The sequence below is a fragment of the Natronorubrum sulfidifaciens JCM 14089 genome, assembly GCF_000337735.1.
Classification (GTDB): Archaea; Halobacteriota; Halobacteria; order Halobacteriales; family Natrialbaceae; genus Natronorubrum; species Natronorubrum sulfidifaciens.
The window spans coordinates 165,489-190,221 of the sequence record NZ_AOHX01000025.1; the positions used below are offsets into that span (position 1 = coordinate 165,489).

Genomic DNA, 24,733 nt, shown 5'->3' on the forward strand with positions numbered 1-24,733 from the left:
TAGTACACCCTACGCGGGGTTGATGATGCTCCTAGCCTTACAGGACTTCCGCCGGAATCTGATCCGGCACGGGGTACCCAGTGCCCCGGACGGCAGGGGAGCGCGAGCCCACGTGTAGGAGAGGTGAACAACCAATGTCAGTCTACGTAACCACCGACATCCCAGCCGACCTCGCAGAGGACGCCCTTGAGGCCCTCGAGGTCGCACGAGACACCGGACGAGTAAAGAAAGGAACCAACGAAACGACGAAAGCGATCGAGCGCGGCAACGCCGACCTCGTGTACGTCGCCGAAGACGTCTCCCCCGAGGAGATCGTCATGCACATCCCCGACCTCGCCGAGGAGAAGGGCATTTCCGTCGTCTTCATCGAAACCCAAGACGACGTCGGCCACGCTGCCGGCCTCGAGGTCGGCTCGGCCGCCGCGGCGATCGTCGACGCCGGCGAAGCCGGTGACGACGTCGAAGACATCGCCGGCAAGGTCGAGGACCTCGACTGAGGTGATCAGAGATGAGTGCTGAAGAGGAAGAAAGCGGCTCTACGCCCGCCGAGGTCATCGAGATCGTCGGCAAGACCGGCATGCACGGTGAGGCCATGCAGGTCAAATGCCGGATCAAGGAGGGCGAGAACCAGGGACGAATCATTACCCGAAACTGCCTCGGGCCAGTTCGTGAAGGGGACATCCTCCAGCTTCGCGAGACTGCCCGCGAGGCAGACTCCATCGGAGGTCAATAATGGTCGAGAAACGAACCTGTGATTACACGGGCGAAGAGATCGAACCCGGCACGGGCATTATGTACGTCAAAAACGACGGCTCCGTGCTCCACTTCGTCGACTCGAAGGCGGAGAAAAACTACAAGCTCGGTCGCGAACCACGCGACCTCGAGTGGACCGAAGAAGGTCGTCGCGACAAGGGTCCTGCACAGCCAGCAGTCGAGGAGACTGCCGACGACGAGGAGTCCGAAGACGAGGACGCCGAAACGGAGGCTGACGCCGACGAGGCCGACGCCGACGACGAGGGTGCAGAAACCGACTCCGAGGAGGACGAGGAATGAGCGACCACGAGCGAACGTTCGTGATGGTCAAGCCCGACGCCTTCGCGCGTGGGCTTGTGGGCGAGGTCGTCTCCCGACTCGAGGACCGCGGGCTCAAACTCGTGGGCATCAAGGTCATCAACATGCCCGAAGAGCGCGCTCAGGAACACTACGCAGAGCACACTGACAAGCCGTTCTTCGACGATCTGACCGACTTCATCACGTCCGGCCCGGTCGTCCCGATGGTCTGGGAAGGACAGGACGCGACGCGACAGGTCCGACAGATGATCGGCGAGACGGATCCACTCGAGGCACAGCCGGGAACGATCCGCGGCGACTACGCGCTTGATCTCGGTCGCAACGTCGTTCACGCTGCTGACCACGAAGACGAGGGTGCAAACGAACGCGAGATCGCAATCCACTTCGACGAGGACGAGCTGATCGACTACGATCAGCACGACGCCGAGTGGCTCTACGAATAAGACGCCACTAGCAGCCGCGATCAGCACCGTTTTGTTGCCGCCTATTATTCGATAGCGTCGCCGCTCTCAGTTCAGCGGTCAGCTGATACGCCCATTACTCGAGCGCACTCGAACGGTATCGGTTTCTCCGACTGGCGTCCAGCAGGGCGGCTACGGACTCCGGTCCGTGTAACTCGAGGAACTGGTCGACCGAGACAGTGGTATCTAGTCGGTTCGTACGCGCCCAACCAGAACGGACTGCAGTGGATTGTTATCGTAGACGTAACATCTAATGCAGTGGCTGCAGTAGTCATCAGCGGTGGTTTCGAATGGTAACATACGGTAGGTGGTTCGTGGATGCGTGAAAGCGAGGGAGAATCGACGGCAGCCACGGCGCAGGTCACCCCGTCGCTGGACCTGATTTTTGATCTCCTCTCGAACCGTCGTCGCCGGTATGCGCTGTATTATCTGTACGATCAACCCGACGGTGTCGCAACGCTAGAAGAAATCGCGGACGCGGTCACCACAGATCTGAAACGGTTCTCCGAATCGGACGGTGAAACCAACCCCGAGCAACAACGGGGGCGGGTCCAGATGGAACTGCAGCACACGCATCTCCCACGGCTCGAGGACGCAGGGATACTCGAGCACGATCATCGGAGCGAGACGGTCAGATACTGGACACAGCCGTCGCTCGAGGAGTGGCTCGAACACGCCCATCACAAAGAGCAGTCGTAGAATCCACACCGCCGAACAGCGACGCTATTGTCAGCCGGCGTGGGAGTGCTGAAAGATTTAACACGCGATGCGTGGTGTGTCGACTCGAAGCGACAAATCACGGGAAGAGACGCCGGTCGATCGTGCCGCATGATAGCGTCTCTTTCCTCAAAACTTAACACGAACGCTGCCGAGATAGCAGACAGGTGAAATCCAATGACTGACCACGAACTTCCACCACTGCCGTACGATTACGACGCACTGGAACCATCAATCTCCGAACAGGTCGTGACCTGGCATCACGACACGCACCATCAGGGCTATGTAAACGGCCTCAACGCCGCCGAAGAAACCCTCGCAGAGAACCGCGAGTCCGGTGATTTCGGCTCGACGCCCGGTGCGCTGGGTAGTGTCACTCACAACGGCTGTGGACACTATCTCCACACGCTGTTCTGGGAGAACATGTCCCCGAACGGCGGCGGTGAGCCCGAAGGCGACCTCGCCGACCGCATCGAGGAGGACTTCGGTTCCTACGAGGGTTGGAAAGGCGAGTTCGAAGCCGCTGCCGGCGCAGCCGGTGGCTGGGCACTGCTCGTGTACGACCCGGTTGCAAAACAGCTGCGAAACGTTGCGGTCGACAAACACGACCAGGGCGCACTCTGGGGCTCGCACCCAATCCTCGCACTGGACGTCTGGGAACACTCCTACTACTACGACTACGGTCCAGACCGTGGCGACTTCATCGACGCGTTCTTCGATGTCGTCAACTGGGAGAAGGCCGCAGAAGAGTACGAGAAGTGCCTCGACCACTTCGAGTAAGCTGAACGCAGCAAGACGCGACGAGCGAGTCAACTCCGATATTTTTTGCGACCGACGACCCGCCCAGCGACGGCGCAGTCAGGGACACCGATCACACGACCCGCGAGCGAGCGGGGTCGCCGCTGTGACGATGCTCCGCTCCCGTGTGGAAACGAACGATTTAGGCGGCTGAGAGCGATAGCGATGAGTATGCCCGTTCCCAAGTCCGAGTTCGACAGCCTGCCGCCGTGTGACTTCTATACGCCCGCGGAACTGCTCGAGGACGACCAGATGTACTCCGTCTACGAGATTGCCCGCCTGCTGCAGGGCCTCGAGCCCGACGCGGATATCGACCGCGAAACCGAGGATATCCTGCTCGACTGGGCGATTCCGTGGGTGATGACCAACGCCGATGACCTCGTGGTCGCCGAACCACGCAGCGACGACGAGCCCGGCTACTATGGCCTGAAAGAATGATTCTCCTCGTGGTCGGTGCCGATCGTGTCGACGCCGGCAAGACCACGTTCTCGGTTGGCCTACTCGAGCGAACCGGCGCGGGTGGCTACAAACCCCGTGCCGGGAACGACTTCTGGTTCGACCACGACGACTGCCAGCGAGCGCTTTCGACGGGACGACTGTATGGCAAAGACGCCGCCCGACTCGCAACGGCGGAAGACCGTGGTCGGCCCCCCGAAGCGCTCAACCCCGTGCACCGACTGTGGCGGCCAACCCCCGGTGGCGGGACTGGACTGCTCGGCAAGTCGGATCGGGAGTTTCTGGTCGATCGCATCGGTCGCCCGGACGACACCGCACCGACGTACGTTCACAACGCGACCGCCGACATTCCGGACGCCGTCGCCGACGCACTGCCGCTCGAGGACGCGATCCCGGTCGAAACCGTCGAGGAGTGCAACGAACTCGCCGAACAGCGGCACGTCCCCGCCTTCGAGGAACTGGCTGCTGAAATCGAATCGTCGCCCGTTGCTGTCGTCGAATCCTACAGCGACATCGCCCGGCCGCTGCAGTCGCTCGACCCCGCAGCGATCAGCGCCGTCGCGGCCGTCGAACCCGGCCGTGCGAGCATCTACCCGGGTGATCGCTACTGTCGGGCCGCCGAGATCGCTAGCTCGAGTCCGAAAGACGGGACCCTCGAGAAACGTGTCCCTGACGTGCTCGACTACCTCGAGCCACTCGAGCGCGTTCGCCTGCCGGCGCTTGGCAGCGACGACCGGGCGGAGCCAGCACGGATCGCGAGCGCGTACGGCGACGCTTACAACGCGTTGTTGGATGCAGCCACGCCCTGACGAAACTCAACGGCGGCTCTCAGCGCTCTGTTCTCGGTATTCGGTGTCGAGCTATCGCCGCCCAAATCGAACGGTGACCGGGCTGAAAACTGACGTTCGTCGATCACAGTGGTTAAGACTACCCAGTGTAACAACCGAGTAATGAGGCGACGAACGTTCGTCAGTACGATCGGGAGTGGGGCAGCACTTGGGTTGGCTGGCTGTCTGACACAGGACGGCGATAGCGACGACACCGACGACGGGACGCTCACCGTCGTCACCTACGAGTCGATGGTCGACGGTGAGAACCCAGCGGGGCCGTGGCTCAAGGAGGCGTTCGAAGCCGAGTATCCTGACGCCGAACTCGAGTGGGAGTTGCTTCCGGATCAGGGTATCAGCCACTATATCGGAGAGGCCGAGCGGGACATCTCGATCGAGGCCGACGTCTATCTCGGACTCAACATCGACGATCTCGTACGCATCGATGACAATCTCGACGAGGGTGGGTTGTTCCGCGAACTCGACCACGATCGGATCGAACGAGCGAGTCGTATCCGAGATGGGCTCGACATGGGTGACCCACACGGGCGTGTCCTTGCGTACGACACAGGATACATCAGCCTCGTCTACGACGAAAGCGAGGTCGACGAACCGGAAACCTTCGATGCCCTGACCGAACCCGAATACGAGGATGCGTTGCTCGCCCAGAACGCCCAGAGCTCCGACCCGGGGCAGGCGTTCTTGCTGTGGACGATCGACGCCTTCGGCGAGGACGGCTATCTCGACTACTGGCAAGCCCTCGAGGAAAACGGTGTTCGCGTTCTCGAGGACTGGACCGAATCGTACTACGGTGCGTACATGAACGAGGAGCGTCCGATGGTCGTCTCCTACTCGACTGATCAGGTGTTTGCGAGCGCGGAAGGCAACGACCTCACCCGCCACCAGATCGCGTTCCCGAACGATCAGGGATACGCCAACCCGGAGGGGATGGGAATCTTCGAAGACGCAACGAGTGTCGATCTCGCCTACGAGTTCCTCGATTTCGTCCTCACAAACGATGCGCAGGCCGAAATCGCCCAGAGAAACGTCCAGTTCCCTGCCGTCGAAGACGAGTACGTCGACTTAGACGACGAGTTCGATCAGTACGCCCACGTCCCGCCCGAGGCGGTGACAGTCGGCTACGACGAGCTTCAGGGCAACCTCGATGGCTGGGTCGACGACTGGGCACGCGAGTTCGCCAGCCAGTAACGGTCGACCGTGTCTCTCGGAGATCGAATCGCCGCCGACCGTGGTCGCCTCAGTGCCTTGCTCGAGCGCCACGTCCTCTGGCTGACCGCGCTCCTCATGGCGGGAGTCCTCGGCGTGATGTTGTACGTCCCCGTCGGTGTCGTCTTCGGCAACGCCGTCCTCGAGGACGGCGTCCCGACGCTCAGTCACGTCGCCGATGTCCTAACGGATCCGTTCTACTTCGGGGCCGTCGCGGACGTCTTCGCGGACCCTCTCGCTATCGGCACCCATCTCGGCTCGCTTGCCGCCTGGCTCGGGGCCGTCTCGATCACGCTCTCGCTCGAGTACCCACTCCCTGGCGTCGACCTCCCGGTGCCGTGGCTCGCCCTCGAGACGCCCGGCGTCCGGAAAGGACTGTTCGGCTTTACGGCCTATCAGGCCGCGCTGTCGACGGTCGCAAGCGTCGCACTCGGACTGCCAGCCGCGTACATCCTCGCGAATTACGAGTTCCACGGCCGTCGAACGCTGCGGTCGCTGACTATTCTGCCGTTCGTCCTGCCGGGGATCATGGTCGCTGTCGGCTTCTATGCGATGTTCGGCCAGACGGGGACGCTCAACACGCTGTTGGGTACCGTCGGACTGGGACCGTTCGCGTTCATCGAGACCAACCCACTGGCGATCGTGATCCTCGCTCACGCCTTCTACAACGCCCCTCTCGTCGCCCGCCTGACTGTCGCCGCGTGGGAGTCCGTCGACGTCAGGACCGTCGAAACGGCCCGCAGTCTCGGAGCTAGCAAGCGACGGGCGTTCCGTGACGTCGTCGTGCCACAACTCGCGCCGGCCGTGCTGACGGGTGCGCTGTTGACGTTTATTTTCACGTTCATGACGTTCCCGATCGTGCTCGCACTCGGCGGCCTCCAGCTTGCGACTGTCGAGGTCTGGATCTACGACCGTATCCAGCGACTCGACTACACCGAAGCCGCCACGCTCGCGATCCTCGAGACGATCCTCTCGCTCGGGTTGACCTACGCCTACCTCCGCTATGAGTCGGCACAGGCCGGCTTCTCGCAGGCTGCCTCACGACCCACTCGAGAGTCACTCGTCCCCGATCTACGGACAACGCTCTCACCACGGCGGCTTGCGATCTTCACCTACGGACTCGTTGCCCTCGTCGTCTTCGTTGGGCCGATGGCGAGTCTCGTCGTCGGGAGTTTCACCGACGGCTCTGGCGTTACGCTGCGAAACTACGCGTTCTTGCTCGAGCGCCAACTCGAGGGAGAGAGCTTCCAGACGCTGCCGTTGCCCGCCATCCGGAACTCGCTGGTGTTCGGTGTCGCAACGCTCGTGATCGCGGTGCCGATGGGGGTCGTGCTCTCGGTGCTGACGGTCCGTGCTGGCCGGAGTGGCACGGTTATCGACACCCTCGCGATGTTGCCACTCGCCGTCAGCGGTGTCGTCTTCGGAATCGGGCTCTTACAGGGGCTCGTGTTCGGCATCTCGCTGCCGGGTGGCTGGCGACTCCAGATGACGGGTGCCGTCGCAATCGTCGTCGCCCACGCGGTCGCAGCCTATCCGTTCGTGACCCGAAACGTCTCCCCGATGCTTGCGAACCTCGATCCCGCGATGGTCGAATCCGCCCGCGCGCTCGGGGCCTCGCGGTTCCGGGCGCTGGTCGATGTCGAACTGCCGCTGGTCGTAAACGGCATCGTCGCCGGCGCGGCCTTCGCCTTTGCTATCTCGATCGGCGAGTTCTCTTCGACGGTGATTTTGGCCAGCGGCAGCGAGAGCTACACCATGCCCGTCGCCGTCGAGCGCTATCTGGGTCGTCGCTCCGGTCCCGCGATCGCCATGGGGACCCTGCTATTGGCCGTCACCGCAGCGAGTTTCGTCGTCATCGACCGCGTCGGTGGGAGGGCCGACCGATGACCGAGCTTCGACTCGAGGGCGTCTCGAAACAGTACGGCACGGACGCGGGCGGGACGACCGCGTTAGCGGGCATCGACTTGACCGTCCGCGACGGCGAGTTCTTCACCCTCGTCGGCCCGTCGGGCTGTGGGAAAACGACGACGCTCCGGACGATCGCCGGCTTCGAGGAGCCGACCGACGGCACTGTCTCTTTCGACGGGACGCCGATGACTGGCGTCGCCCCCGAGAAGCGAGACGTCGGGGTCGTCTTCCAGAGCTACGGACTCTTTCCCCACATGACCGTCGCTGAAAACGTCGGCTACGGGCTTCGGTTTCGCGACCCGCCCGAGGGAACGACAGTCGACGAACGAGTCGCCGCCCTCCTCGAGTTAGTCGACCTCGAGAGGATGGGCGAGCGCAACCCTGACCAGCTTTCGGGCGGCCAACAACAGCGGGTGGCACTCGCTCGAGCGCTCGCCCCCGAACCCGACTTGCTGTTGCTCGACGAGCCGATGAGCGCCCTCGACGCTCGCTTGCGGGAGTCGCTGCGCCGACAGCTTACACAGATCCAATCGACACTCGGGGTCACGACGGTGTATATCACCCACGACCAACAGGAAGCGCTCGCGATTTCCGACCGTGTCGCCGTCATGTCCAACGGACGGATCGAACAGGTCGCGACGCCACAGGAGATCTACCGCGAGCCGAGCACGCGGTTCGTCGCCGAGTTCGTCGGGGAGAACAACGTCTTCGACGGCACCGTCCGCACTCGAGACGGCGACCGGGCGCACGTCGATGTCGACGGAACCACGTTCGAACTCGCCGGGCCGAGCCTCCCCGCCGATGGACAGCAGACGAGCTTTTGTGTTCGGCCGACAGCACTCACTCGAGGTGTCGAACAGAACCAGCTTTCGGTGACTCTCGAGACGTGCGAATTTCGTGGCGAACACGTCCGTGCGTACGGGCGGTGGAACGGGACGGCAGTCGTGCTCCAACTCGATACCGTTCCGGAGGGTGAGGCGGTTTCGGTCGGTTTCGAGCCGGCTGCCGCCCACGTCGTTACGTCCCAGTGATCAGGTGCCGGTGTCGCCGGTCTCGAATCGGCAACCGACACCGGCGCGGTCCGTTCTCAGGCCTGCCGAGCCATCTGTGACGACAGCTCGACGTGGCCGTAGGGTTGCTTCGAGACACTCGGCCCGTGGCCCGTATGCATCACCGTGAGATCCTCGTCGATCACGCCGAGCACGCGGTCGATGCTCTCGATGAGCGCCGGTCGATCCCCCTCCTCGAGGTCCGTCCGACCGAAACTCCCGTTCTGGAAGATCAAATCACCCGCAAAGAGCACGCCGGCGTCGGCTGCGTAGAAACAGAGATGGTCGTTTTTGTGCCCCGGCGTGTGGAGGGCGACGTACTCGTGATCGCCGAGTTGGACCGTCTCCTCGTCGGCGATGGCGTGGTCGACACCATCGACCGACGTGTCGTACCCCCACGCATCGACGTCGAAGGCGGTTTTGACTGCCTCGAGGTTGCCGACGTGATCGCGGTGGGTATGTGTGAGGACGACGGCATCGAGTTCATCGACCCGTTCCCGGATGGGTCCGACGACGTCGAAGTTCGCCCCAGTATCGATGAGGACGGTTCGGTCGCCGGTGACGAGGTAGACGTTGCTCGTAAACGCTTGCACACCTTGTGCGAGATTCGCGATCATGGGCCACGGTATGTCGGCGATCGGTTTGTGCGTATCGACACAGCCCCATGTGGGTGCTCGTCGTTGGTGTCGAGCCGAACCGACGGCACCGTCGTGGCTTCGTCTCCCCCATCCCCATTCACAAGCATTTTTAGCTGCGGCACGTAGTGGGTGACGAATGAATCGGTCGGTTTCCGTTGCTCTGGTCGTTCTCGTCGTTGTGTCTATCGCCGCGATCGGGTCGCCGATGACGGCTGCCGGAACCGAGGCTGTCGACCGGAGCCCATCCAATATGCAATCGACACAGCTGTCACAGCCGGCTGTGGACGATGTCGTCTTCCAACAGCAGGCTCCGGATACGGAACCGACACTCGCTATCGCCAACGAGACGCCTGATTTCGACCGGACGACGTTCGAGATCACCGTCCACGAAGATGGCAGCGCGACGTGGACATTCCGGTACGAACAGCGGTTCGGGACCGGTGACGAGTCGGTATCCGACGACCGCGAGGCCTTCGAAACCTTTGCCGACGACTTCGACTCGGACGAGAACGAACTCTATGACCGGTTTGTCGAGCAGGCACTCGCCATGACCGACAGCGGTTCCGAACTGACCGATCGGGAGATGGACGCGACGGGATTCGAGCGCGCGACGACCGTCGAAGACCAGTTCGGCGAGCGCGGCATCGTCGAAATGTCGTTCACCTGGCACGGATTCGCCCACGCCGAAGACGGTCGTATCGAAGTCGGTGACGTCTTCGAGGACCTCTATCTCGGACCCGATCAGGCGATCGAGATCAATGCCGGGGACGACCTCACCTTCGACCGTGTCGAGCCCGCGGAGAGTGCCCAACATCCCCGTTCCGAACTCGAGGATGCAGATTCGGTTCGCTGGAGCGGTGAACACGAATTCCTCGACGGCCAGCCGTGGGTCGTCCTCTCCGAGGACGGCGCTGCGAATCAAAGCAGCTTCCTCAGCGGTGGAAACGCCGCGTGGTATCTCGCCATCGCCGCCATCGTCGCACTGGGAGTCACCGGAGGCATCCTCTGGTCGCGGCGGCGACAGTCAAGCGACGGTAGTACCGAAGACCGTCCGGGATCGACCCAGACCGACAGCCCCGACACGATGTCGCCGCCAGCAGCCGCTACGGACGACCACAGCGACGCTGCCACGGCAGGTACGGACCCGCTTCCCGACGAGGAACTACTGACTGACGAGGACCGAGTCATCAAACTCATCCGTGAGAACGGCGGTCGGATGAAGCAGGTGAACATCGTCGACGAAACCGGCTGGTCGAAATCCAAGGTCAGTATGCTCTTGTCAGATATGGCCGATGAGGGCACGATCAGCAAACTCCGTGTCGGCCGCGAGAACATCATCAGCCTCGAAGGATATGAACCCGAGGCGACGAAATCACCGTTCGACGAATAACGCAGCTACTGGTTCTAACACCCATGATATACGGAGACACTGTCGTGCTGAAACGGAACCCTTAAACATCGAAACGCACAACGATTGAATGTAGACGAAGCCCGCTCCGATAGTGTAGTCCGGCCAATCATATTGCCCTCTCACGGCAATGACCAGGGTTCGAATCCCTGTCGGAGCATCTTTTTCGGTCGTCGTTCAACTCAAGTAGCACGCCGCCCATGTCGTCGACCCTGTCAGTCTGCCAACGGTGGCGTCGTCGCCGGCGGCTGGCGATGATCCGTCGCCTGTTCGAACGCGTAGCCGAGTTCGAGCAGCGTTGGCTCGTCGAAGGGACGTCCAAGGAACTCGAGGCCAACCGGCAACCCGTCGTCGGTGAATCCGGCGGGAATCGAGACGGCACTACACAGCGACTGGGAGGCGATGATCGTGTTCGTCGCGAACGTCATCGTTTCGTACTCACCATCTCGGATTTCGTCTTCCGTCGGCGGCACGACCTGCACGTCAGGATAGACGATCGCATCGAGGTCGTGGCTCGCGAACACGTCCAGAATGTTCTGCTGGAACTCATACTGCGCGTTTCGACATTTCCAGTACGCGAGGTTATCCGTGAGATCCTCGGGTCCGTCTTCGGCGAACCCGATAAACAGATCCAGAATGTCGTGGTACTGGCCGTTTTCGTACAGTTCGGCGACGGAGTCAACCGGCGTCTCGCGGTCCTCGAGGAACGCGTTGAGATCACGTTTCGACTGCAGGATGTACAGCATCGTCTCCTCGAGCGACGACTCCAGGTCGGGAATCTCCACGGGGTCGACGAGCGTCGCGCCGAGGTTCTCCATCGTCGTCAGCGCCCGTTCGGTGACCTGATTGACCGGTGCAGCATCGGGATTTCCGTCATCACCAAAGCCGGCACGCAACACGCCGATACGGGTCCCGTGCAAGCCATCGGCAAGGAGGTGGTTGGTGTACGAGCCGCGGCCGTCGATCAACTCGGTTTTGCCGGTGAGGTCGTCGCGGGCGTCGTAGCCGACGAGAACGTCGAGTAGTTTCGCCGTGTCGCGGATGGACCGGGTCATCGGCCCAGCCGTGTCCTGCTGTGAGACCAGCGGGCTGACGCCAGTGCGACTGATCAGGCCCGGTGTCACACGAAACCCGACGAGATTGCTAAACGACGCGGGGACGCGAATCGAGCCCCCACAGTCCGTTCCGATGCCGACGGTTCCCAGATTCGCCGCAACTGCCGCACCCGTCCCGCTGCTCGAGCCACCCGGATCGCGACTCAGCTCGTATGGATTCTTTGTCCGCCCGGCAACCGAGGAGAACCCGAACCACGAGGTGGCCCAATCCGGCAGATTCGTCTTCGCGAGCACGATTGCGCCGGCATCGCGCAATCGTCGGGTGACTTCCGACTCGGTCTCGGGAATGTATCCGTCGAACGCTTCCGAGCCGTACGTCGTTTCCATGTCGGTCGTCTCGAGGTGGTCTTTGACGAGCACCGGAACGCCGTGCAGCGGGCCGACGAACGTTCCCGAGTCGGCGAACGACTGATCCAACTCGGCCGCCCGCTTAGTCGCCTCGTCGTTGACCGTGATGATCGAGTTGAGTTCGGGCCCGTTGTGGTCGTAGGCGTCGATGCGTTCGAGATACCGGTCGACGAGCGATTCGCTCGTGAGCGTTTCAGCCTCGAACGCACGATGAATCTGGCCGATCGTCGCCTCCTCGAGCGCGAACTCTGTGCTTGTCATACCCATACACGTTCTCGAGGCACGGGTATCAATCGTTCCCCGCGCTGGCTCCCTTGCGGGTTACGACGATTCGACGTGCTGTTCGAACGCGTGTGCACTCGAGAGCACCGTCGCATCGTCGAACCGCTCCCCGACCAGCATGAGACCAACCGGGAGGCCGTCCGACCGGCCAGCGGGCACCGAGACCGCCGGGTGGCCGGTCACGTCGAACGGAGCCGTGTTGTGGAGCATGTTGAGGGCGCGCTCGATCGCCTCGAGCCGCGAAATCGTCCTGTCGACCTCGTGTGCGGTTTGGGGCGTCGTCGGCATCGCGAGCACGTCGACGTCCGCCAGTGCGTCGTCGTATTCGGCGGCCAGTTTCCGACTGAGGTTCTGTGCTTTCGCGTAGTAGCGTCCCCGATACTCGTCGGCCATGTACTGGCCGAGCACGAGGGTGAATTTCAGCGTCGTCAGGTAGTCGTCTGCTTGTGCACGCCGCGCCCGCCCGAACGCATCGGCCAGTTGGGTGTCGTAGAAGCCCTTGCCGTAGTGGCCGACGCACTCGCCGTTGACCGTCGCAGCCGTTTCCTCGAGCGCGATGGCGTTCCAGATCGTGAGCCCGTCGAGATGCATCGGGATCGAAACCTCCTGTACCGTCGCGCCGGCGTCTTCGAACGCCGCGATCGCGTCGCGAACGGTGTCGTCGACGCCCGCCTCGCTGGTCTCTCGATCGAACCCCTCCGTGACGACGCCGATGGTCACGTCCGAGGGATCGTCCGAGAGCGCCTCGGGATACTCCGTGGTGGGAACGGCCCCCTGTCGCGGGTCGAGGCCGTCTTCGCCGGCAATGACATCCAACACGCGCGCACAGTCCTCGACAGTCGAACAGATTGGGCCGGCGTGGTCGAACGACCGGCCGAGGCCGGCGATACCCGTGTACGGAACCAGCCCGTGGGTCGGCTTGTGGCCGACAAGGCCACTCCAGGCGGCCGGAATGCGGATCGAGCCGCCCTGATCGCCGCCGATGGCGACGTCGACGTCGCCGGTTCCGACGGCCGCGGCCGACCCGGAGGACGACCCGCCCGCGATGTGATCCGAATCGACGGGGTTCAACACCGGCCCCGTCGCGGAGAGTTCGCCGCTCCCGGAGAAGGCCATATCCTCCATGTTGAGCTTGCCGGTGATCGTCGCACCGGCCTCGAGGAGCCGGGTCACGATGGTCGCATCGGTCGACGGCACGTAGCCCTCGAAGAGCTTCGAGCCGAGGGTTAGTTCGACGCCGGCCACGTTGACGTTGTCCTTGAGGCCGACGTCGTAGTCGGCGAGCGGGCCGTCGTCCGCGCCCCGGACCTCGCATTTGGTGACGAAGGCGTTGAGCGGGTCCTCGTCCGGCCCCGGTTTGTAGCCGGGGTCGCGGTCGGTGTACTCGACTCGAGGCCGATAATCCGGGAGTTCGTCTAACCGCTCGTAGCCGGCGAGCGTTTCGGCGATGACGGCTTCGAAGTCCTCGACTTCCGAGTCAGCCAGGTCGATGTGGTGGTGGGCCGCGTACTCCCGGATTTCCTCCGGCGTGAGCGGCTGCACGTTCGGTGGTGATTCTGACATCAGTTCTGGTGGTTGCTAACAATAGACAAAAGCGTTCGCCAATAGTTCCGAGGGGATGCTGTTGAATACTATCGTCGCCACTGACTTTCTGTGGCGACTATCATTCCGCGCGCGTATCGAACAAGACGATTCAGTTTCAGCTAACAGTGTGAGTGCCGAAATCGTCGTGGTCGCGCTCCCGACGTGGCCGGTCGTTGGATGCATCACCGAGGACGGGCAAAACGTCCAAGCTGTTCCCTGATGGACAGGACGTGCTGTGCAGTTCCGGCTGTGGACGTCGGTCGAATCGTTTTCCTTCCGCGCATACGTTCGATCGGGTATGGCAGACCTCAACCCGATCGGCAAGCGGATTCACAACATCTCACCCGACCCTGTTCGACTGACCCTCGAGGACGGCACCGAGGCGGTCTTTCACATCTCCGGCGCGGAGTTCTTCCAACAGGAGTTTCAGGCCGAAGGCACGCGCGACGACGAGGATGCTGCGTATCGATTCGTCTCGAGTGCCGATAACACCTCGATTCTCGTCGGTCGACAGGGACCAGACGAGGATGGGTGGTCGATGATCGGCGCGGTCGAAGCGGTTGAACCCGCAGACTCGAACTGAGACGGGCTGTGGTTCCGGGTACGGGACTTCTCGACCAAGGCAACTCTGCAGCGATCACTGCCCGCGGTCGATACCCACGATGACCATCGGCGCGCGCGAGCGGTTTCGCGATGGTTACCAGAGCGTAACAGATCTCGATCGCTGGCATATTATGCATTATTAATACTGAAAGTAACTGGTAGTGTGCTCTGTGGCTTCTGTTCGTGATCCGGCTCCTGAGAACACCGTTCGATTTCGGCGGCGATATCCCGGAGAAGATGGAGTCACACGTACATCTCTCGAGCGGTGTGGTGTTTGTCGACCAACGACTCGACTAGCGCCCCTGAATAATTACTCGAGTACCAGTAACTATCATTGACGACGATGTAGTACTGTGTGACAGATCGACACGGGGATTTTTACTGTCGAACACGTACCGCCGGGAAATGCCATTGCATAACAGGGACGTTCGACAGGACGTCCGTGAACTGGGTGCATTGCTCGGAGACGTCCTCGAGGAACAGACCTCTCGACGGGCCTTCAGGACGGTCGAGTCGTGTCGACAGGACGCAATCGACTACCGGTCGGGTGAACTCGACTCGCGCCAGCCACTGATCTCGGATCTCGAGGGGCTTTCGCCACATCAACAGCGGATCGTCGCCCGTGCGTTTACGAGCTACTTCGAACTGATCAACCTCGCCGAAGAGCGCGAGCGGGTGCGCACGATCCGAACGGGATCGCAGGAAGGAACCCTCGAGGACAGCCTCGAGACGGCAGCCGCGGAGTTAGCGGAGAGCAACGTCGACACCGTCGAGCAAGTGCTGGACGACGTCCTGATCGAACCAACGTTTACCGCACATCCGACGGAAGCCCGGCGCAAGACGGTCAAATCGAAGCTACGAACGATCTCGACCCAACTCGAGACCTTAGACGAGCGACTGCTGACGGACAAAGAGGAAGGACAGGTCTGGCGGGACGTCGACGCCGAGGTGACGAGCCTCTGGCAGACGCCACAGGTTCGAAACCGGCAGCCTGAACCGGAAGACGAGGCCCGAAACGTCCAGTGGTACCTCGAGAACACGCTGTTCGACGTCGTCGGCGAGGTCTACGACGAACTCGCCGATGCGATCACCGGGGAAGTCGGAGACGACCTCGAGATTCCCAAACTCTTCGAGTTCCGCTCGTGGGCGGGCGGCGACCGGGACGGCAACCCCTACGTGACCCCCGAGGTGACGGCCAACACACTCGAGCAACAGCGCGAGGTCGTCCTCGAGAAGTACCGCGACCAGCTCAAGCGCCTGTCAGGCGTGTTGAGTCAGGACGGCAGCCGGATCGACGCCGGTGGGGCGTTCGAGCGCACGCTCGAGGACGACCGCGACCGACTACCCGGTAGCGCCCGAACCGCCGAGGAACGGTATCCCGACGAGCCATACCGCCAGAAACTCAAGCTCATGCGCGAACGCCTCGAGCGAGTTGGTGACGTCCGGCCCGGCGGCTACGAGGACGTCGACGAACTGCTCGCCGACCTCGAGGTCATCGCAAAGAGCCTACGGAACAACGGCGCCGAAAGCGTCGTCGAAGCCCACGTCGACCCGATTCGCCGGCAGGTCGCCACGTTCGGCTTCTCGCTCGCGAGTTTGGACCTGCGCGAACACCAGCAGAATCACACCGACGCCATCGCGGCTGCACTCGAGGGCGAAGGAATCGACTACCACAGCCTCGCCGAGGACGAGCGCACCGAGTTGCTCACCGACGCGATCTTGCAAGACGAGCCGATCATCGACTGTACCGACACCGAGGGTCTCTCCGAGGAGTCGGCCCGCGTCCTCGAGTTGTTCGCCAGCCTCGGCGACTGGCAGTCGGAGTACGGCGTCGAAGCGATCGACACCTACTGCATCTCGATGACCGAGGAGCCGAGTCACGTCCTTGAGGTACTCTTTCTCGCCGATCAGGCCGGCGTCGTCTCGCTGCCCGAACACTGCGGCATCGACGTCGTTCCGCTGCTCGAGACCGAGTACGCCCTCTCGGGTGCTCGCCGAATCATGGGCACGCTGTTCGAGAACGACGCGTACAGTCAGGCGCTCGAGGCCCGCGGGCAGACCCAAGAGATCATGCTCGGCTACTCGGACTCGAACAAGGAAAACGGCTTCCTCGCGGCGAACTGGTCGCTCTATAGAAACCAGCGGCGACTGGGCGAGATCTGTGCCGACTACGACGTGACGATGCGGCTGTTCCACGGCCGTGGCGGCTCGATCTCCCGCGGCGGCGGGCCGATGAACGAAGCGCTGCTGGCGCTGCCCAACAGCACGGTGACGGGACAGGTCAAGTTCACCGAACAAGGCGAGGCGATCGCCGAGAAGTACGCCAATCCACGCATCGCCGAGCGCAACATCGAACAGATGCTGAACGCCCAGCTCCGGGCGCGCCTGCACGCCACAGACCAACCCGAAGAGGCCGTTCGTGAGGAGTGGATCGACGCCATGGAGACCATGGCAGACGCCGCCCGTCGGGAGTACCGTGATCTCTTAGAGAGCGACGGCTTCGTCCAGTACTTCGAGCAGGCGACGCCGATCACCGTCATCGAAGACCTCGATCTCGGCTCGCGGCCCGCCTCGAGAAGCGGCGAGCGAACCGTCGAGGACCTGCGGGCGATCCCGTGGGTGTTCTCGTGGACCCAGTCGCGGTGTATCCTGCCCGGCTGGTACGCCCTCGCGACGGGACTCGAGACCTATCTCGACGAGGGTGGCTCGATAGAGACGCTCCAGGAGATGTACGCCGAGTGGCCGTTCTTCCGGACGACGCTCGACAACGCCGCGCTCTCGCTGTCCCGGACCGAACTCGAGATCGCCGAGCAGTACGCGAATCTGGCAGACGACGACCTCGAGTCGACTTTCTTCCCGCGGATCACCGACGAGTACCAGCAGGCAACCGATCTGATTACCGAAATCGGCCAGCGCGACCAGCTACACACGCGTGACTGGCTCGGCGAGAACCTCGAGCGACGCAACCCCTACGTCGATCCGTTGAACCTGCTGCAGGTCTACCTGCTCGACCAAACCCATCGGACGGACATCGAGGAGCGAACGCTTCGGCTGACGGTCAAAGGTGTCGCTGCCGGGATGAAGAACACGGGGTAATCAGCGGTCGCCGTCGGTGTCGTATCGCTCCGCTGCTGACTCGAACCCCAGTTCCTCGTGTTCTCGTCCCCGGCGCTGTTCGAGTTCGGCGATCGCCGCCGGATCGCGGGCCGCGTCGTCGGTGATCCGCGCCCACGAGGTGTGGACCTTCGAATGGCACCACCGACAGAGATACACCGTGATCTCGTGGCTCAGTTGCTCCCCATCGCGAGCATAGGAGAGGTGATGTTCCTCGAGCAGCGGGCGCTCGTCGTCGTGGGCCAACCGTTTTTTCTCGAGGCCACAGCGGACGCACTCGCGGTCCCGGTTGCGCGAGCGGAAGTGCGGGCAATCGGCCCACGTCTCGTCCGTGTCGGGATCGACGACGGGACAGGCGTACTCCTCGCTGGCGCGTTCGCGGGCGAACTCGGGGTCGTGTGCGTAGTGCTCGAGGGCGTACCGACACTGGCCCTCGCCGGTGAGATGGTCACAGAGACCCGCGAACTCGTAGGGGTCGTCGACGCCGACCGACGTGCCCTGTGGCGTTTTCTCCATGCGCAGTTGCTCGGTCTTTGGCCGGCGAGCAGTTGAATCTCACGGGGACTGCTCGCGACGAGGTATCGTAGCCACTGAACGTCACTGCACACCTGCTCGCACGACGGGAGCACGGTTCGGAGCGTGCGCGGGTCGAAGCGTGCGCGGGTCGAAGCGAACGACGTGAGCGAGACCCGCGGAAATGCGAACGGGGAGGAACGACGTGAGCGAGAACCGCGGAAACGCGAACGGGGAGAAACGACCCGTGAGCGAGGGCTCGATCGAGAACCGCGGACAGTGCGATCAGTGTGTGAGTCGGTTCAGTTGTTACTATAGGAGGACTTTTGAGATCATCCACCCGACTCGAGAACGTGCGGCTGGTCCACCATTCGACGGTTGGCAGCGAGACGGAAGGGAGCACGGTCACTGACCGAACTGCCACGCCGAACGTAGTGGCGACGGACGTCGACCTCGCGGACTCGTTGGTGCGTCAGACGCGCGGACTGATGTTTCGGCGTTCGATCCCTGACGACTACGCGCTCGCGTTCCGCTTTGGCTCCGTCAAAACCCGCGACGTCCACATGCTGTTCGTCTTTTTCCCCATCGACGCCGTCTGGATCGTCGACGACATCGTCCAGCGCGTCGAGCGCCTGCGGCCGTGGCGGAGCTTCGAACGCGAGCGGTGTGATCTGCTCGTCGAACTGCCCGCCGGCGCTGGAAGCGACATCGAACCGGGTGACCGGCTCGTTCTCGAGTCGGCCTGATTCGGCCTCACTCGAGGACGTCGACCTGTCCATCCCGAACGCGGACGTCGAGCAGACTCGTCACGTCTCGAGAGACGTCTGCGTGATCGACGTCGACCCGTCGGAGGACGACCACGATATCGACGAGTTCGGCTTCGACGGCCTCGAGGGCGTCACAGACAGCCTCGATTGTGCCACCCGAGGAGAGGACGTCGTCGACCAGCAGCACGCGGTCACCGGCGTCGACACCGTTGAGATAGAGTTCGCTCTCGCCGTAGCTGGTCTCCTGATGGACCGCGACCTCTTCCGGAAAGCCATAGGAGCGCTTGCGGACGACGACCAGTGGCACGTCAGTCGCGATCGACAGCGCCGTCCCGTGGTGAATCCCCATCGCTTCCGGCGCGACGATCTTGTCGACGGACTCGAGGTCGACGCGCTCGCGGATGCCGTCGGCGACGGCGCACAACACCGCCGGCTCGAGCGGCGGAATCCCGTCGGTGACACCGTGAACGAAGTACTCGTAGCCGTCTCGGTCGACGACGGGGGCCTGTCGAAGCGATCGCGCCAGCGGCTCCAGCGTTGGGTCCATACTCGAGTCGGGCTACGCGGAGGAGGCGAAAGGTTGTTCCGGTGTGACACACTCGAGAGGGACGCCGCGACATCGCGCCGTCGCTTCGGGACCGGCGGATTTAAGTCAGCATAATCCATTAGGATCTGATACCATGGCACGAGATTCGTTCTCAACGCCGGAGTCCGAGGATAGAGGAAGTCGGGGCAACCCGGCTGGGCGTGAAATTCCACGACGAACCTAATCGCAGTGTATCACTCTTGCCTGTAACTCACTCCGCCGAACAGACGATTCCATCTGATCGTACAGTCCGCCTTCTCGACACGACGCTTCGCGATGGCGAACAAGCACCGGGTGTCTCGCTTTCACCCGACGAAAAAGTCGAGATCGCCAACGCCTTAGAGCGAGCCGGCGTCTCCGTCATCGAGGCCGGCAGCGCCTGTACCGGGGCGGGCGAACGCCAAGCGATCTCGCGGGTCACCGACCTCGATCTCGACGCCCGCGTCACCAGCTTCTCTCGCGGGATCCAGACCGATATCGATCTCGCACTCGACTGTGACGTCGACGGCATCCACCTCGTCGTCCCCTCGAGCGACCGCCACGTCGAGGACAAGGTCGGCACCTCCCGCGAGGCCAACCTCGAGAAAACCGCCGAACTCGTCGAGTACGCCACGGCCCACGATCTCTGGGTCGAGGTCATCGGTGAGGACGGCTCCCGAGCCGACCTCGACTACCTCGAGGAGCTGATGGGGACCGCCCTCGATGCTGGTGCCGACCGGGTCTGTTTTGCCGACACCGTCGGCCACACCGGCCCCGAGCGCACCGCCGAAGCCGTCTCCCGACTCGCCGAACTCGGTCCAGTCAGCGCCCACACGCACGACGATCTTGGACTGGGTGTCGCGAACGCACTCTCGGCGATCTCCGCCGGGGCCGACCTCGTTCACTGTACCGTCAACGGGCTCGGCGAACGGGCCGGCAACGTCGCCCTCGAGGAAGTTGCGATCGCCCTGTCGCACGTCTACGGCGTCGACACGCTCGAGCTCACGGAACTGTACGGGCTCGCCCAGACCGTCTCCCGGGCGACCGGCATTCAGCTGCCGCCGAACAAGGCCGTCATCGGCGAGAACGCCTTCACCCACGAGAGCGGCATCCACACCGACGGCACGCTCAAAGACGACAAGATGTACGAGCCCTACGCCCCCGAGACGGTCGGCCGCGAGCGCCGACTCGCTCTCGGCAAGCACACGGGCCGGGCTGGCGTCAAAGCGACACTCGAGGAACACGGCGTCGAGGCCAGCAGCGACGAAATCGCGACGATCGCGAACCGCGTCACGGAACTCGGCGACCGCGGTCGCCGGGTCACGGACGCCGATCTGCTCGCGATCGCCGAAGACGTCACCGGCGACGACCGCGACCGCGTCGTCGAACTGCTGGATCTCACCGCCACGAGCGGCGGTGCCGTCCCGACCGCGAGCATCCGACTCGCCGTCGGCGGCGAGGAACGCGTCGCCAGCGGCACCGGGTCCGGCCCCGTCGACGCCGCCGTCTCCGCCGTTCGTGAAGCACTTGGCTCGATGGCCGATGCCGAACTCGAGTCCTACCACGTCGACGCCGTGACGGGCGGCACCGACGCCGTCGTCACTGTCGAAGTGACGATGGTCCGCAACGACCGCTCGGTCACCGTCGCCCGCAGTGAAGCCGACATCACGCGCGCAAGCGTCGAGGCAATGGTCGATGCGCTCGACCGACTCCTCGCGTCCGATCCACAGCCGCTCACGCCGGCAGACGACTGAGACGGCCCGAAACCACTCTCTTCGGATTCTACGCTGTGTTAGTGAAACGGCTGTCGACTGAGGATCCCCCACGGATCGAACAGATAGACGACGGCCAGAAACAGTGCGACGATGACGACGAACAGTCGGGCGAACGCATTGAGCGAGTCAGGAACGCCCGGCTCGAGGGTGATCGCCATCAACGCTGCGACCCCGATCCAGAGACTCCCGACGACCAGCCGTTGGCGAGTGTCCATATCGGGGTGTACGTCCCAGCCGTTATCAAGCCGACGAGTCGATTCGACGGCTCGTCATCGACACCGATCAGAAGTCGGGGCCGACGGTCCCCTCGTCGAGAACGTCCTTGCGGTTGTCCGTCTGGCCGACCTGATCGTAGGCCACCGGTCCCTCGACCTGTTCGGCGTCCGGTCCGGGCTCGTTGCCGAGATAGACGATATTCGGGTCGGTGCCGACGTCCTCGAGGAGCTTGAACCGCGAGTGGGGAGTCCCAGCGAACTCCTCGAGCCGTTCCTGTGCAAGCGTCTCGCTGGGGCCGTCGAACGCCTCATCCTCGTCCGGGGCGTCGGCAAGGTCGAGTTCGACGAGGACGTCTTCGCTCTCGAGGTCGAGCCCCGCGTCCTCGAGGACGCCCACCAGTTCGACGACCGCTGCTTCCTGCTCGGGCAAGGTGTCGTTCGACTCGAGTTCGGGCGAGTCCTCGTCGGCGAGGATCTCGACGGCTTTGAGGAGTGCGATCGTTTCCGCATCGAGATCCTCGACGGCCTCGACGACGGCCTCCAGATCGTCGCCGCTCCCGACTGCATCCTCGACCTCCTCGGTCGCCGGGAGCTGGGCCTCGAGTCGGACGATCGTTCGACTTTTCGCGGTGTTGTCGATATACCGCTGTGGGTCGCTGTCGGGGTCGTTCATATCCCCGAACTGGATCACTTCGGGCGGACAGGCGTCCTCGCAGGCGGTCCTGCCGACGAACTCCTCGCCTTTGGTCCCGTCCTGGCGGGTCGCACAGAACGTGCATTTCTCCATGACGCCTCGCGGGCCACGGCTGTTGACCGGCCGGCCGCGCTGGTCGTAGACGTGTTCGTCGTCGAGTTCGTCATCCGAGACGGTCGGTTCCTCCCACTGGAAGTAGTTGACACCGTAGGGACAGGCGACCTGACAGTACCGACAGCCGATACAAACGCCGTAGTCGGTCAGGACGAGCCCGTCCGAATCGCGGGTGTGACGGGCCGTCGTCGGGCACACTTTCTCACAGGGTGCATCCGTACAGTGTTGACACGGCCGAATGAGCCGGTTCGGGAACTCCTCGCTCGTCGTCTCGTCCTCGTAATCGAGGACATACATCCAGTTTGCACCCTGATCCCAGTTGTGTTCGTCGGCACAGGCAACGACACAAGCGAGACAGCCGTCACAGTACTCGAGGTCGAGTGCCATCCCCCACTGGACGCCTTCGTCCGACTCGTCCGTGTCCTGTATCGCGGCCGTCTCCGGCCCGTCCCCATCGCTACCGCCTGCGGCCGTTCCCCAGACGCCGAGACCCACGGCGCTGGCACCGCCCATCTTCTTCATGACCTCCCGACGTGACTCCCCGTCGACACCGAAGCGTGAGAGGGTGTGCTCGAGTCGCCCCGACTCTCGTTCGGCCTCGATTTCGTCCGCCATCGGTCGATCGTCCTCGCCGAACTCCGCGACGACAGCGTCGTGATACCGGTCGTAGAACGCCTCCTCCGTGAGCTCGCCTTCTGTGACACGCAGTGCATCTTCGGCCATCTCGAGGCCCAGCTCCGCATCGTATCCGGTCTCCTCGATCGCGTCCTCGAGTCGGTCTTGCCACGCATCGCCGAGTGGGTGAAACGTGTCGTCGTCGACAGGCCACTCGTCCTCGCTCATCGTTTCTCACCTCCCGCTGTGTCACGCTGGTCACGGTCGGTCATCATTGGAAAGTAGTGACTGTACCGGACCGACGTCGATAAAAATCATGCTTGCGAATAACACACAGTGACTGCCCACACAGCGACGATGATCGTTGTCCCGGTGCCTCGAAGCCGCTGTCGTGACAGGCGTTACGCGTCGCTTCCGTTAGGCAGTGTCGCTCTCGGCGTGCAGGCCGTGTCTGACACGGACAGGTCTATCGCTCCAAGAGTGAGATTATGAAAAGCGCCGAGAGGGAGATTTGAACTCCCGAGTCCGTGAGGACAGCAGATTTCGAATCTGCCGCCTTGGCCGGGCTAGGCTATCTCGGCTCATCCATACCTACCCGGGTGATGTTTTTACCCGTTTCGATTCCTCGCCGTGATTGTGACTCCGTCACGTCCTGCCGCCCATGATCGGGACCGCAGCCCGTCTCAATCGAGGATGTCGCCGACTCGTCTCGGTTCCCCCTGAAGGGTCGGCTGTTCGGCGACGATTTTCAGGACTTCGTGGTCAGTCACGTCGTAGTAGGATTTCTCCGTGGCCTCCTCGATCAGGGCTTTCTCGAGGCGAAACTCGGTACCTTCGTAGACGACGTCGACGCCATCGTCGTCGAACGCAAGGGTTGTCATGGACACGTGTATGCGACGGGCAACTAAAAGGGAGGCGACCTGCGACGGGACACCGTACGACGAGCGTCAGACGAGTGGCAGACGACGCGCGAGGGTTATTAGTCGATAACTCCTTTGGACTGAAATGTGGCCTTCAGCAGGGATCCGCTCGACGAACTGGTCGTGCCCGATGGCACGGAAGCCAAAGAAGTCGACCTCGTGACCGACGGCGACGTCTTCGTCGGTGCCCGATCGACCGTCGAGTTCGGCGTCCGCGGTCGAAACGTACTTGCCGGCGAGAGCGTCGCGTTCGGCGGTGCCATCGAGGCCGAAGGAGACTGTCGACTCGATATGTGGTGTGACGTCGCCGAGAACGTCCTGGTCGGACAGGACGCCTACATCGGCGAACGAGTCCACGTCGCCGGCGAGATGAAAGTTGCCGGCGATCTGGATATCGGAGATGATGTCGAGATCGAAGAGGGGTTCGAGGCAAACGGCTGGATCGTGATCCGGAATCCGATGCCCACGATCGTCTTCCTGTTCGTCTACCTCAAACACCTCTTGCTCATCGGCGAGGACGAAACCGCCCAACAGCTCGTCTCCGAACTCGTCGACGACGACGAGCAAGCGGACGTCGAGCCGCTGGTCATCCCCAAAAACGCGACGGTCAGCGACGACGCATGGCGCGTTTCGACGCCCGCCACGATCGGCGACGACTGTCGACTCCACGGGAACGTCCGCGCTGAAACGATCGACGTCGGCGAGAACACGACGATTTTCGGCAGTCTTCGTGCCCGCGGTGATGTCGCTGTCGATGATGGGAGTCGTATTCACGGCGATTTGACCACCCGCGACGGGAACGTCACCATCGAGGGGGACGCCCGAATCCTCGGTGACGTCTCGTGTGCCGACCTCGAGATCGGCCCGGATGCCGAAATCGATGGGACGATCCGCGCGGACGGCACGATCACGATGGGGACGACCGAACGCGACCCGGAGTAACGGACAC

General features: G+C 63.0%; 25 protein-coding genes and 2 tRNA genes. 18 read left to right on the forward strand and 9 right to left on the reverse strand.

Features of this window, described 5'->3' with window-relative positions; all coding sequences use genetic code 11:
• The first annotated feature begins 134 nt into the window (after nucleotides 1–134).
• The 11 genes from rpl7ae (at nucleotide 135) to C495_RS02060 (ending at nucleotide 8,496) form a co-directional block, all read left to right on the forward strand.
• On the forward strand, nucleotides 135–497 hold the full coding sequence (gene rpl7ae, locus C495_RS02010; protein WP_008159534.1) for a 50S ribosomal protein L7Ae: 363 nt from the start codon (nucleotides 135–137) through the stop codon (nucleotides 495–497).
• Nucleotides 498–508: 11 nt separating this feature from the next.
• Nucleotides 509–733: a 30S ribosomal protein S28e gene (locus tag C495_RS02015; RefSeq protein WP_008159535.1), complete on the forward strand. Its 225-nt coding sequence runs from the start codon at nucleotides 509–511 to the stop codon at nucleotides 731–733.
• Complete coding sequence (locus tag C495_RS02020) at nucleotides 733–1,053, forward strand: 50S ribosomal protein L24e (RefSeq protein ID WP_008159537.1); 321 nt, start codon at nucleotides 733–735, stop codon at nucleotides 1,051–1,053. The genes C495_RS02015 and C495_RS02020 overlap by 1 nt, the downstream gene beginning before the upstream one ends.
• Nucleotides 1,050–1,514, forward strand: coding sequence for a nucleoside-diphosphate kinase (ndk, locus tag C495_RS02025; protein WP_008159539.1), 465 nt, complete (start codon nucleotides 1,050–1,052; stop codon nucleotides 1,512–1,514). Before C495_RS02020 ends, ndk begins: the two co-directional genes overlap by 4 nt.
• Nucleotides 1,515–1,850: 336 nt before the next feature.
• Nucleotides 1,851–2,231: a DUF7344 domain-containing protein gene (locus C495_RS02030; protein ID WP_008159541.1), complete on the forward strand. Its 381-nt coding sequence runs from the start codon at nucleotides 1,851–1,853 to the stop codon at nucleotides 2,229–2,231.
• Nucleotides 2,232–2,426: 195 nt separating this feature from the next.
• Complete coding sequence (gene sod / locus C495_RS02035) at nucleotides 2,427–3,029, forward strand: superoxide dismutase (protein ID WP_008159543.1); 603 nt, start codon at nucleotides 2,427–2,429, stop codon at nucleotides 3,027–3,029.
• Between the two features lie 189 nt (nucleotides 3,030–3,218).
• Nucleotides 3,219–3,485 (forward strand): DUF5827 family protein, encoded by a 267-nt coding sequence (locus C495_RS02040; RefSeq protein ID WP_008159545.1) that lies wholly within the window; start codon nucleotides 3,219–3,221, stop codon nucleotides 3,483–3,485.
• Nucleotides 3,482–4,312 (forward strand): hypothetical protein, encoded by an 831-nt coding sequence (locus C495_RS02045; protein WP_008159547.1) that lies wholly within the window; start codon nucleotides 3,482–3,484, stop codon nucleotides 4,310–4,312. Before C495_RS02040 ends, C495_RS02045 begins: the two co-directional genes overlap by 4 nt.
• Before the next feature lie 141 nt (nucleotides 4,313–4,453).
• Entirely contained in the window at nucleotides 4,454–5,539 is a 1,086-nt protein-coding gene (locus C495_RS02050; RefSeq protein WP_008159549.1) for a thiamine ABC transporter substrate-binding protein, read from the forward strand.
• 9 nt (nucleotides 5,540–5,548) lie between these two features.
• Nucleotides 5,549–7,444, forward strand: a complete 1,896-nt coding sequence (locus C495_RS02055) for an ABC transporter permease (RefSeq protein WP_008159550.1) — start codon at nucleotides 5,549–5,551, stop codon at nucleotides 7,442–7,444.
• On the forward strand, nucleotides 7,441–8,496 hold the full coding sequence (locus C495_RS02060) for an ABC transporter ATP-binding protein (protein WP_008159552.1): 1,056 nt from the start codon (nucleotides 7,441–7,443) through the stop codon (nucleotides 8,494–8,496). Before C495_RS02055 ends, C495_RS02060 begins: the two co-directional genes overlap by 4 nt.
• Nucleotides 8,497–8,552: 56 nt before the next feature.
• Here the strand turns inward: C495_RS02060 and C495_RS02065 are convergent, their stop codons facing one another.
• Nucleotides 8,553–9,131, reverse strand: a complete 579-nt coding sequence (locus C495_RS02065) for an MBL fold metallo-hydrolase (RefSeq protein ID WP_008159554.1) — start codon at nucleotides 9,129–9,131, stop codon at nucleotides 8,553–8,555.
• Nucleotides 9,132–9,288: 157 nt separating this feature from the next.
• On the opposite strand from C495_RS02065, the gene C495_RS02070 reads away from it, so the two are divergent.
• On the forward strand, nucleotides 9,289–10,542 hold the full coding sequence (locus C495_RS02070; protein ID WP_008159555.1) for a helix-turn-helix transcriptional regulator: 1,254 nt from the start codon (nucleotides 9,289–9,291) through the stop codon (nucleotides 10,540–10,542).
• Nucleotides 10,543–10,645: 103 nt separating this feature from the next.
• Nucleotides 10,646–10,720 (forward strand) — tRNA-Glu (locus C495_RS02075).
• 55 nt (nucleotides 10,721–10,775) lie between these two features.
• Here the strand turns inward: C495_RS02075 and C495_RS02080 are convergent.
• Together C495_RS02080 and C495_RS02085 are read right to left on the reverse strand one after the other, a co-directional pair.
• Nucleotides 10,776–12,284 carry an amidase gene (locus C495_RS02080; protein WP_152418846.1) on the reverse strand — a complete coding sequence of 503 codons (1,509 nt, stop codon included), beginning with the start codon at nucleotides 12,282–12,284 and terminating at the stop codon, nucleotides 10,776–10,778.
• 60 nt (nucleotides 12,285–12,344) lie between these two features.
• Complete coding sequence (locus tag C495_RS02085; protein WP_008159559.1) at nucleotides 12,345–13,868, reverse strand: amidase; 1,524 nt, start codon at nucleotides 13,866–13,868, stop codon at nucleotides 12,345–12,347.
• A gap of 319 nt (nucleotides 13,869–14,187) precedes the next feature.
• Here C495_RS02085 and C495_RS02090 point away from each other — a divergent pair, with 319 nt between their 5' ends.
• Together C495_RS02090 and ppc are read left to right on the forward strand one after the other, a co-directional pair.
• Nucleotides 14,188–14,472 carry a hypothetical protein gene (locus tag C495_RS02090; RefSeq protein WP_049890095.1) on the forward strand — a complete coding sequence of 95 codons (285 nt, stop codon included), beginning with the start codon at nucleotides 14,188–14,190 and terminating at the stop codon, nucleotides 14,470–14,472.
• Nucleotides 14,473–14,897: 425 nt separating this feature from the next.
• The gene (gene ppc, locus C495_RS02095; protein WP_008159564.1) at nucleotides 14,898–17,588 is read left to right on the forward strand and encodes a phosphoenolpyruvate carboxylase; all 2,691 of its coding nucleotides are present in this window, start codon (nucleotides 14,898–14,900) and stop codon (nucleotides 17,586–17,588) included.
• Here the strand turns inward: ppc and C495_RS02100 are convergent, their stop codons facing one another.
• Nucleotides 17,589–18,122: a DUF7097 family protein gene (locus tag C495_RS02100; protein WP_008159567.1), complete on the reverse strand. Its 534-nt coding sequence runs from the start codon at nucleotides 18,120–18,122 to the stop codon at nucleotides 17,589–17,591.
• Nucleotides 18,123–18,472: 350 nt separating this feature from the next.
• Between C495_RS02100 and C495_RS02105 the strand changes: the two genes are divergently transcribed.
• Nucleotides 18,473–18,865: a DUF192 domain-containing protein gene (locus C495_RS02105; protein WP_008159568.1), complete on the forward strand. Its 393-nt coding sequence runs from the start codon at nucleotides 18,473–18,475 to the stop codon at nucleotides 18,863–18,865.
• A 7-nt stretch (nucleotides 18,866–18,872) separates the two neighbouring features.
• Here C495_RS02105 and hpt read toward each other — a convergent pair whose 3' ends face one another.
• Entirely contained in the window at nucleotides 18,873–19,433 is a 561-nt protein-coding gene (hpt, locus tag C495_RS02110; RefSeq protein ID WP_008159571.1) for a hypoxanthine/guanine phosphoribosyltransferase, read from the reverse strand.
• 239 nt (nucleotides 19,434–19,672) lie between these two features.
• Between hpt and C495_RS02115 the strand changes: the two genes are divergently transcribed.
• Nucleotides 19,673–21,205: a (R)-citramalate synthase gene (locus tag C495_RS02115; RefSeq protein ID WP_008159572.1), complete on the forward strand. Its 1,533-nt coding sequence runs from the start codon at nucleotides 19,673–19,675 to the stop codon at nucleotides 21,203–21,205.
• A 38-nt stretch (nucleotides 21,206–21,243) separates the two neighbouring features.
• On the opposite strand, the gene C495_RS02120 is transcribed toward C495_RS02115, so the two are convergent.
• From C495_RS02120 to C495_RS02135, 4 genes are all read right to left on the reverse strand, one after another.
• Nucleotides 21,244–21,441, reverse strand: a complete 198-nt coding sequence (locus tag C495_RS02120; RefSeq protein ID WP_008159575.1) for a hypothetical protein — start codon at nucleotides 21,439–21,441, stop codon at nucleotides 21,244–21,246.
• Between the two features lie 67 nt (nucleotides 21,442–21,508).
• On the reverse strand, nucleotides 21,509–23,092 hold the full coding sequence (locus tag C495_RS02125; RefSeq protein ID WP_008159576.1) for a 4Fe-4S ferredoxin N-terminal domain-containing protein: 1,584 nt from the start codon (nucleotides 23,090–23,092) through the stop codon (nucleotides 21,509–21,511).
• A gap of 268 nt (nucleotides 23,093–23,360) precedes the next feature.
• Nucleotides 23,361–23,445: transfer RNA gene (locus C495_RS02130), tRNA-Ser, on the reverse strand.
• A 102-nt stretch (nucleotides 23,446–23,547) separates the two neighbouring features.
• Nucleotides 23,548–23,745, reverse strand: coding sequence for a DUF5800 family protein (locus C495_RS02135; protein ID WP_008159579.1), 198 nt, complete (start codon nucleotides 23,743–23,745; stop codon nucleotides 23,548–23,550).
• Nucleotides 23,746–23,871: 126 nt separating this feature from the next.
• On the opposite strand from C495_RS02135, the gene C495_RS02140 reads away from it, so the two are divergent.
• Nucleotides 23,872–24,726: a polymer-forming cytoskeletal protein gene (locus C495_RS02140; RefSeq protein ID WP_008159581.1), complete on the forward strand. Its 855-nt coding sequence runs from the start codon at nucleotides 23,872–23,874 to the stop codon at nucleotides 24,724–24,726.
• The last annotated feature ends 7 nt before the right edge of the window (nucleotides 24,727–24,733 follow it).

Bases quoted from the DNA above. Each gene is read 5' to 3' on its own strand.
- rpl7ae (WP_008159534.1), top strand. From the start codon at position 135: ATGTCAGTCTACGTAACCACCGACATCCCAGCCGACCTCGCAGAGGAC.
- C495_RS02015 (WP_008159535.1), top strand. From the start codon at position 509: ATGAGTGCTGAAGAGGAAGAAAGCGGCTCTACGCCCGCCGAGGTCATC.
- C495_RS02020 (WP_008159537.1), top strand. From the start codon at position 733: ATGGTCGAGAAACGAACCTGTGATTACACGGGCGAAGAGATCGAACCC.
- ndk (WP_008159539.1), top strand. From the start codon at position 1,050: ATGAGCGACCACGAGCGAACGTTCGTGATGGTCAAGCCCGACGCCTTC.
- C495_RS02030 (WP_008159541.1), top strand. From the start codon at position 1,851: ATGCGTGAAAGCGAGGGAGAATCGACGGCAGCCACGGCGCAGGTCACC.
- sod (WP_008159543.1), top strand. From the start codon at position 2,427: ATGACTGACCACGAACTTCCACCACTGCCGTACGATTACGACGCACTG.
- C495_RS02040 (WP_008159545.1), top strand. From the start codon at position 3,219: ATGCCCGTTCCCAAGTCCGAGTTCGACAGCCTGCCGCCGTGTGACTTC.
- C495_RS02045 (WP_008159547.1), top strand. From the start codon at position 3,482: ATGATTCTCCTCGTGGTCGGTGCCGATCGTGTCGACGCCGGCAAGACC.
- C495_RS02050 (WP_008159549.1), top strand. From the start codon at position 4,454: ATGAGGCGACGAACGTTCGTCAGTACGATCGGGAGTGGGGCAGCACTT.
- C495_RS02060 (WP_008159552.1), top strand. From the start codon at position 7,441: ATGACCGAGCTTCGACTCGAGGGCGTCTCGAAACAGTACGGCACGGAC.
- C495_RS02065 (WP_008159554.1), bottom strand. From the start codon at position 9,131: ATGATCGCGAATCTCGCACAAGGTGTGCAAGCGTTTACGAGCAACGTC.
- C495_RS02070 (WP_008159555.1), top strand. From the start codon at position 9,289: ATGAATCGGTCGGTTTCCGTTGCTCTGGTCGTTCTCGTCGTTGTGTCT.
- C495_RS02080 (WP_152418846.1), bottom strand. From the start codon at position 12,284: ATGACAAGCACAGAGTTCGCGCTCGAGGAGGCGACGATCGGCCAGATT.
- C495_RS02085 (WP_008159559.1), bottom strand. From the start codon at position 13,868: ATGTCAGAATCACCACCGAACGTGCAGCCGCTCACGCCGGAGGAAATC.
- C495_RS02090 (WP_049890095.1), top strand. From the start codon at position 14,188: ATGGCAGACCTCAACCCGATCGGCAAGCGGATTCACAACATCTCACCC.
- ppc (WP_008159564.1), top strand. From the start codon at position 14,898: ATGCCATTGCATAACAGGGACGTTCGACAGGACGTCCGTGAACTGGGT.
- C495_RS02100 (WP_008159567.1), bottom strand. From the start codon at position 18,122: ATGGAGAAAACGCCACAGGGCACGTCGGTCGGCGTCGACGACCCCTAC.
- hpt (WP_008159571.1), bottom strand. From the start codon at position 19,433: ATGGACCCAACGCTGGAGCCGCTGGCGCGATCGCTTCGACAGGCCCCC.
- C495_RS02120 (WP_008159575.1), bottom strand. From the start codon at position 21,441: ATGGACACTCGCCAACGGCTGGTCGTCGGGAGTCTCTGGATCGGGGTC.
- C495_RS02125 (WP_008159576.1), bottom strand. From the start codon at position 23,092: ATGAGCGAGGACGAGTGGCCTGTCGACGACGACACGTTTCACCCACTC.
- C495_RS02135 (WP_008159579.1), bottom strand. From the start codon at position 23,745: ATGACAACCCTTGCGTTCGACGACGATGGCGTCGACGTCGTCTACGAA.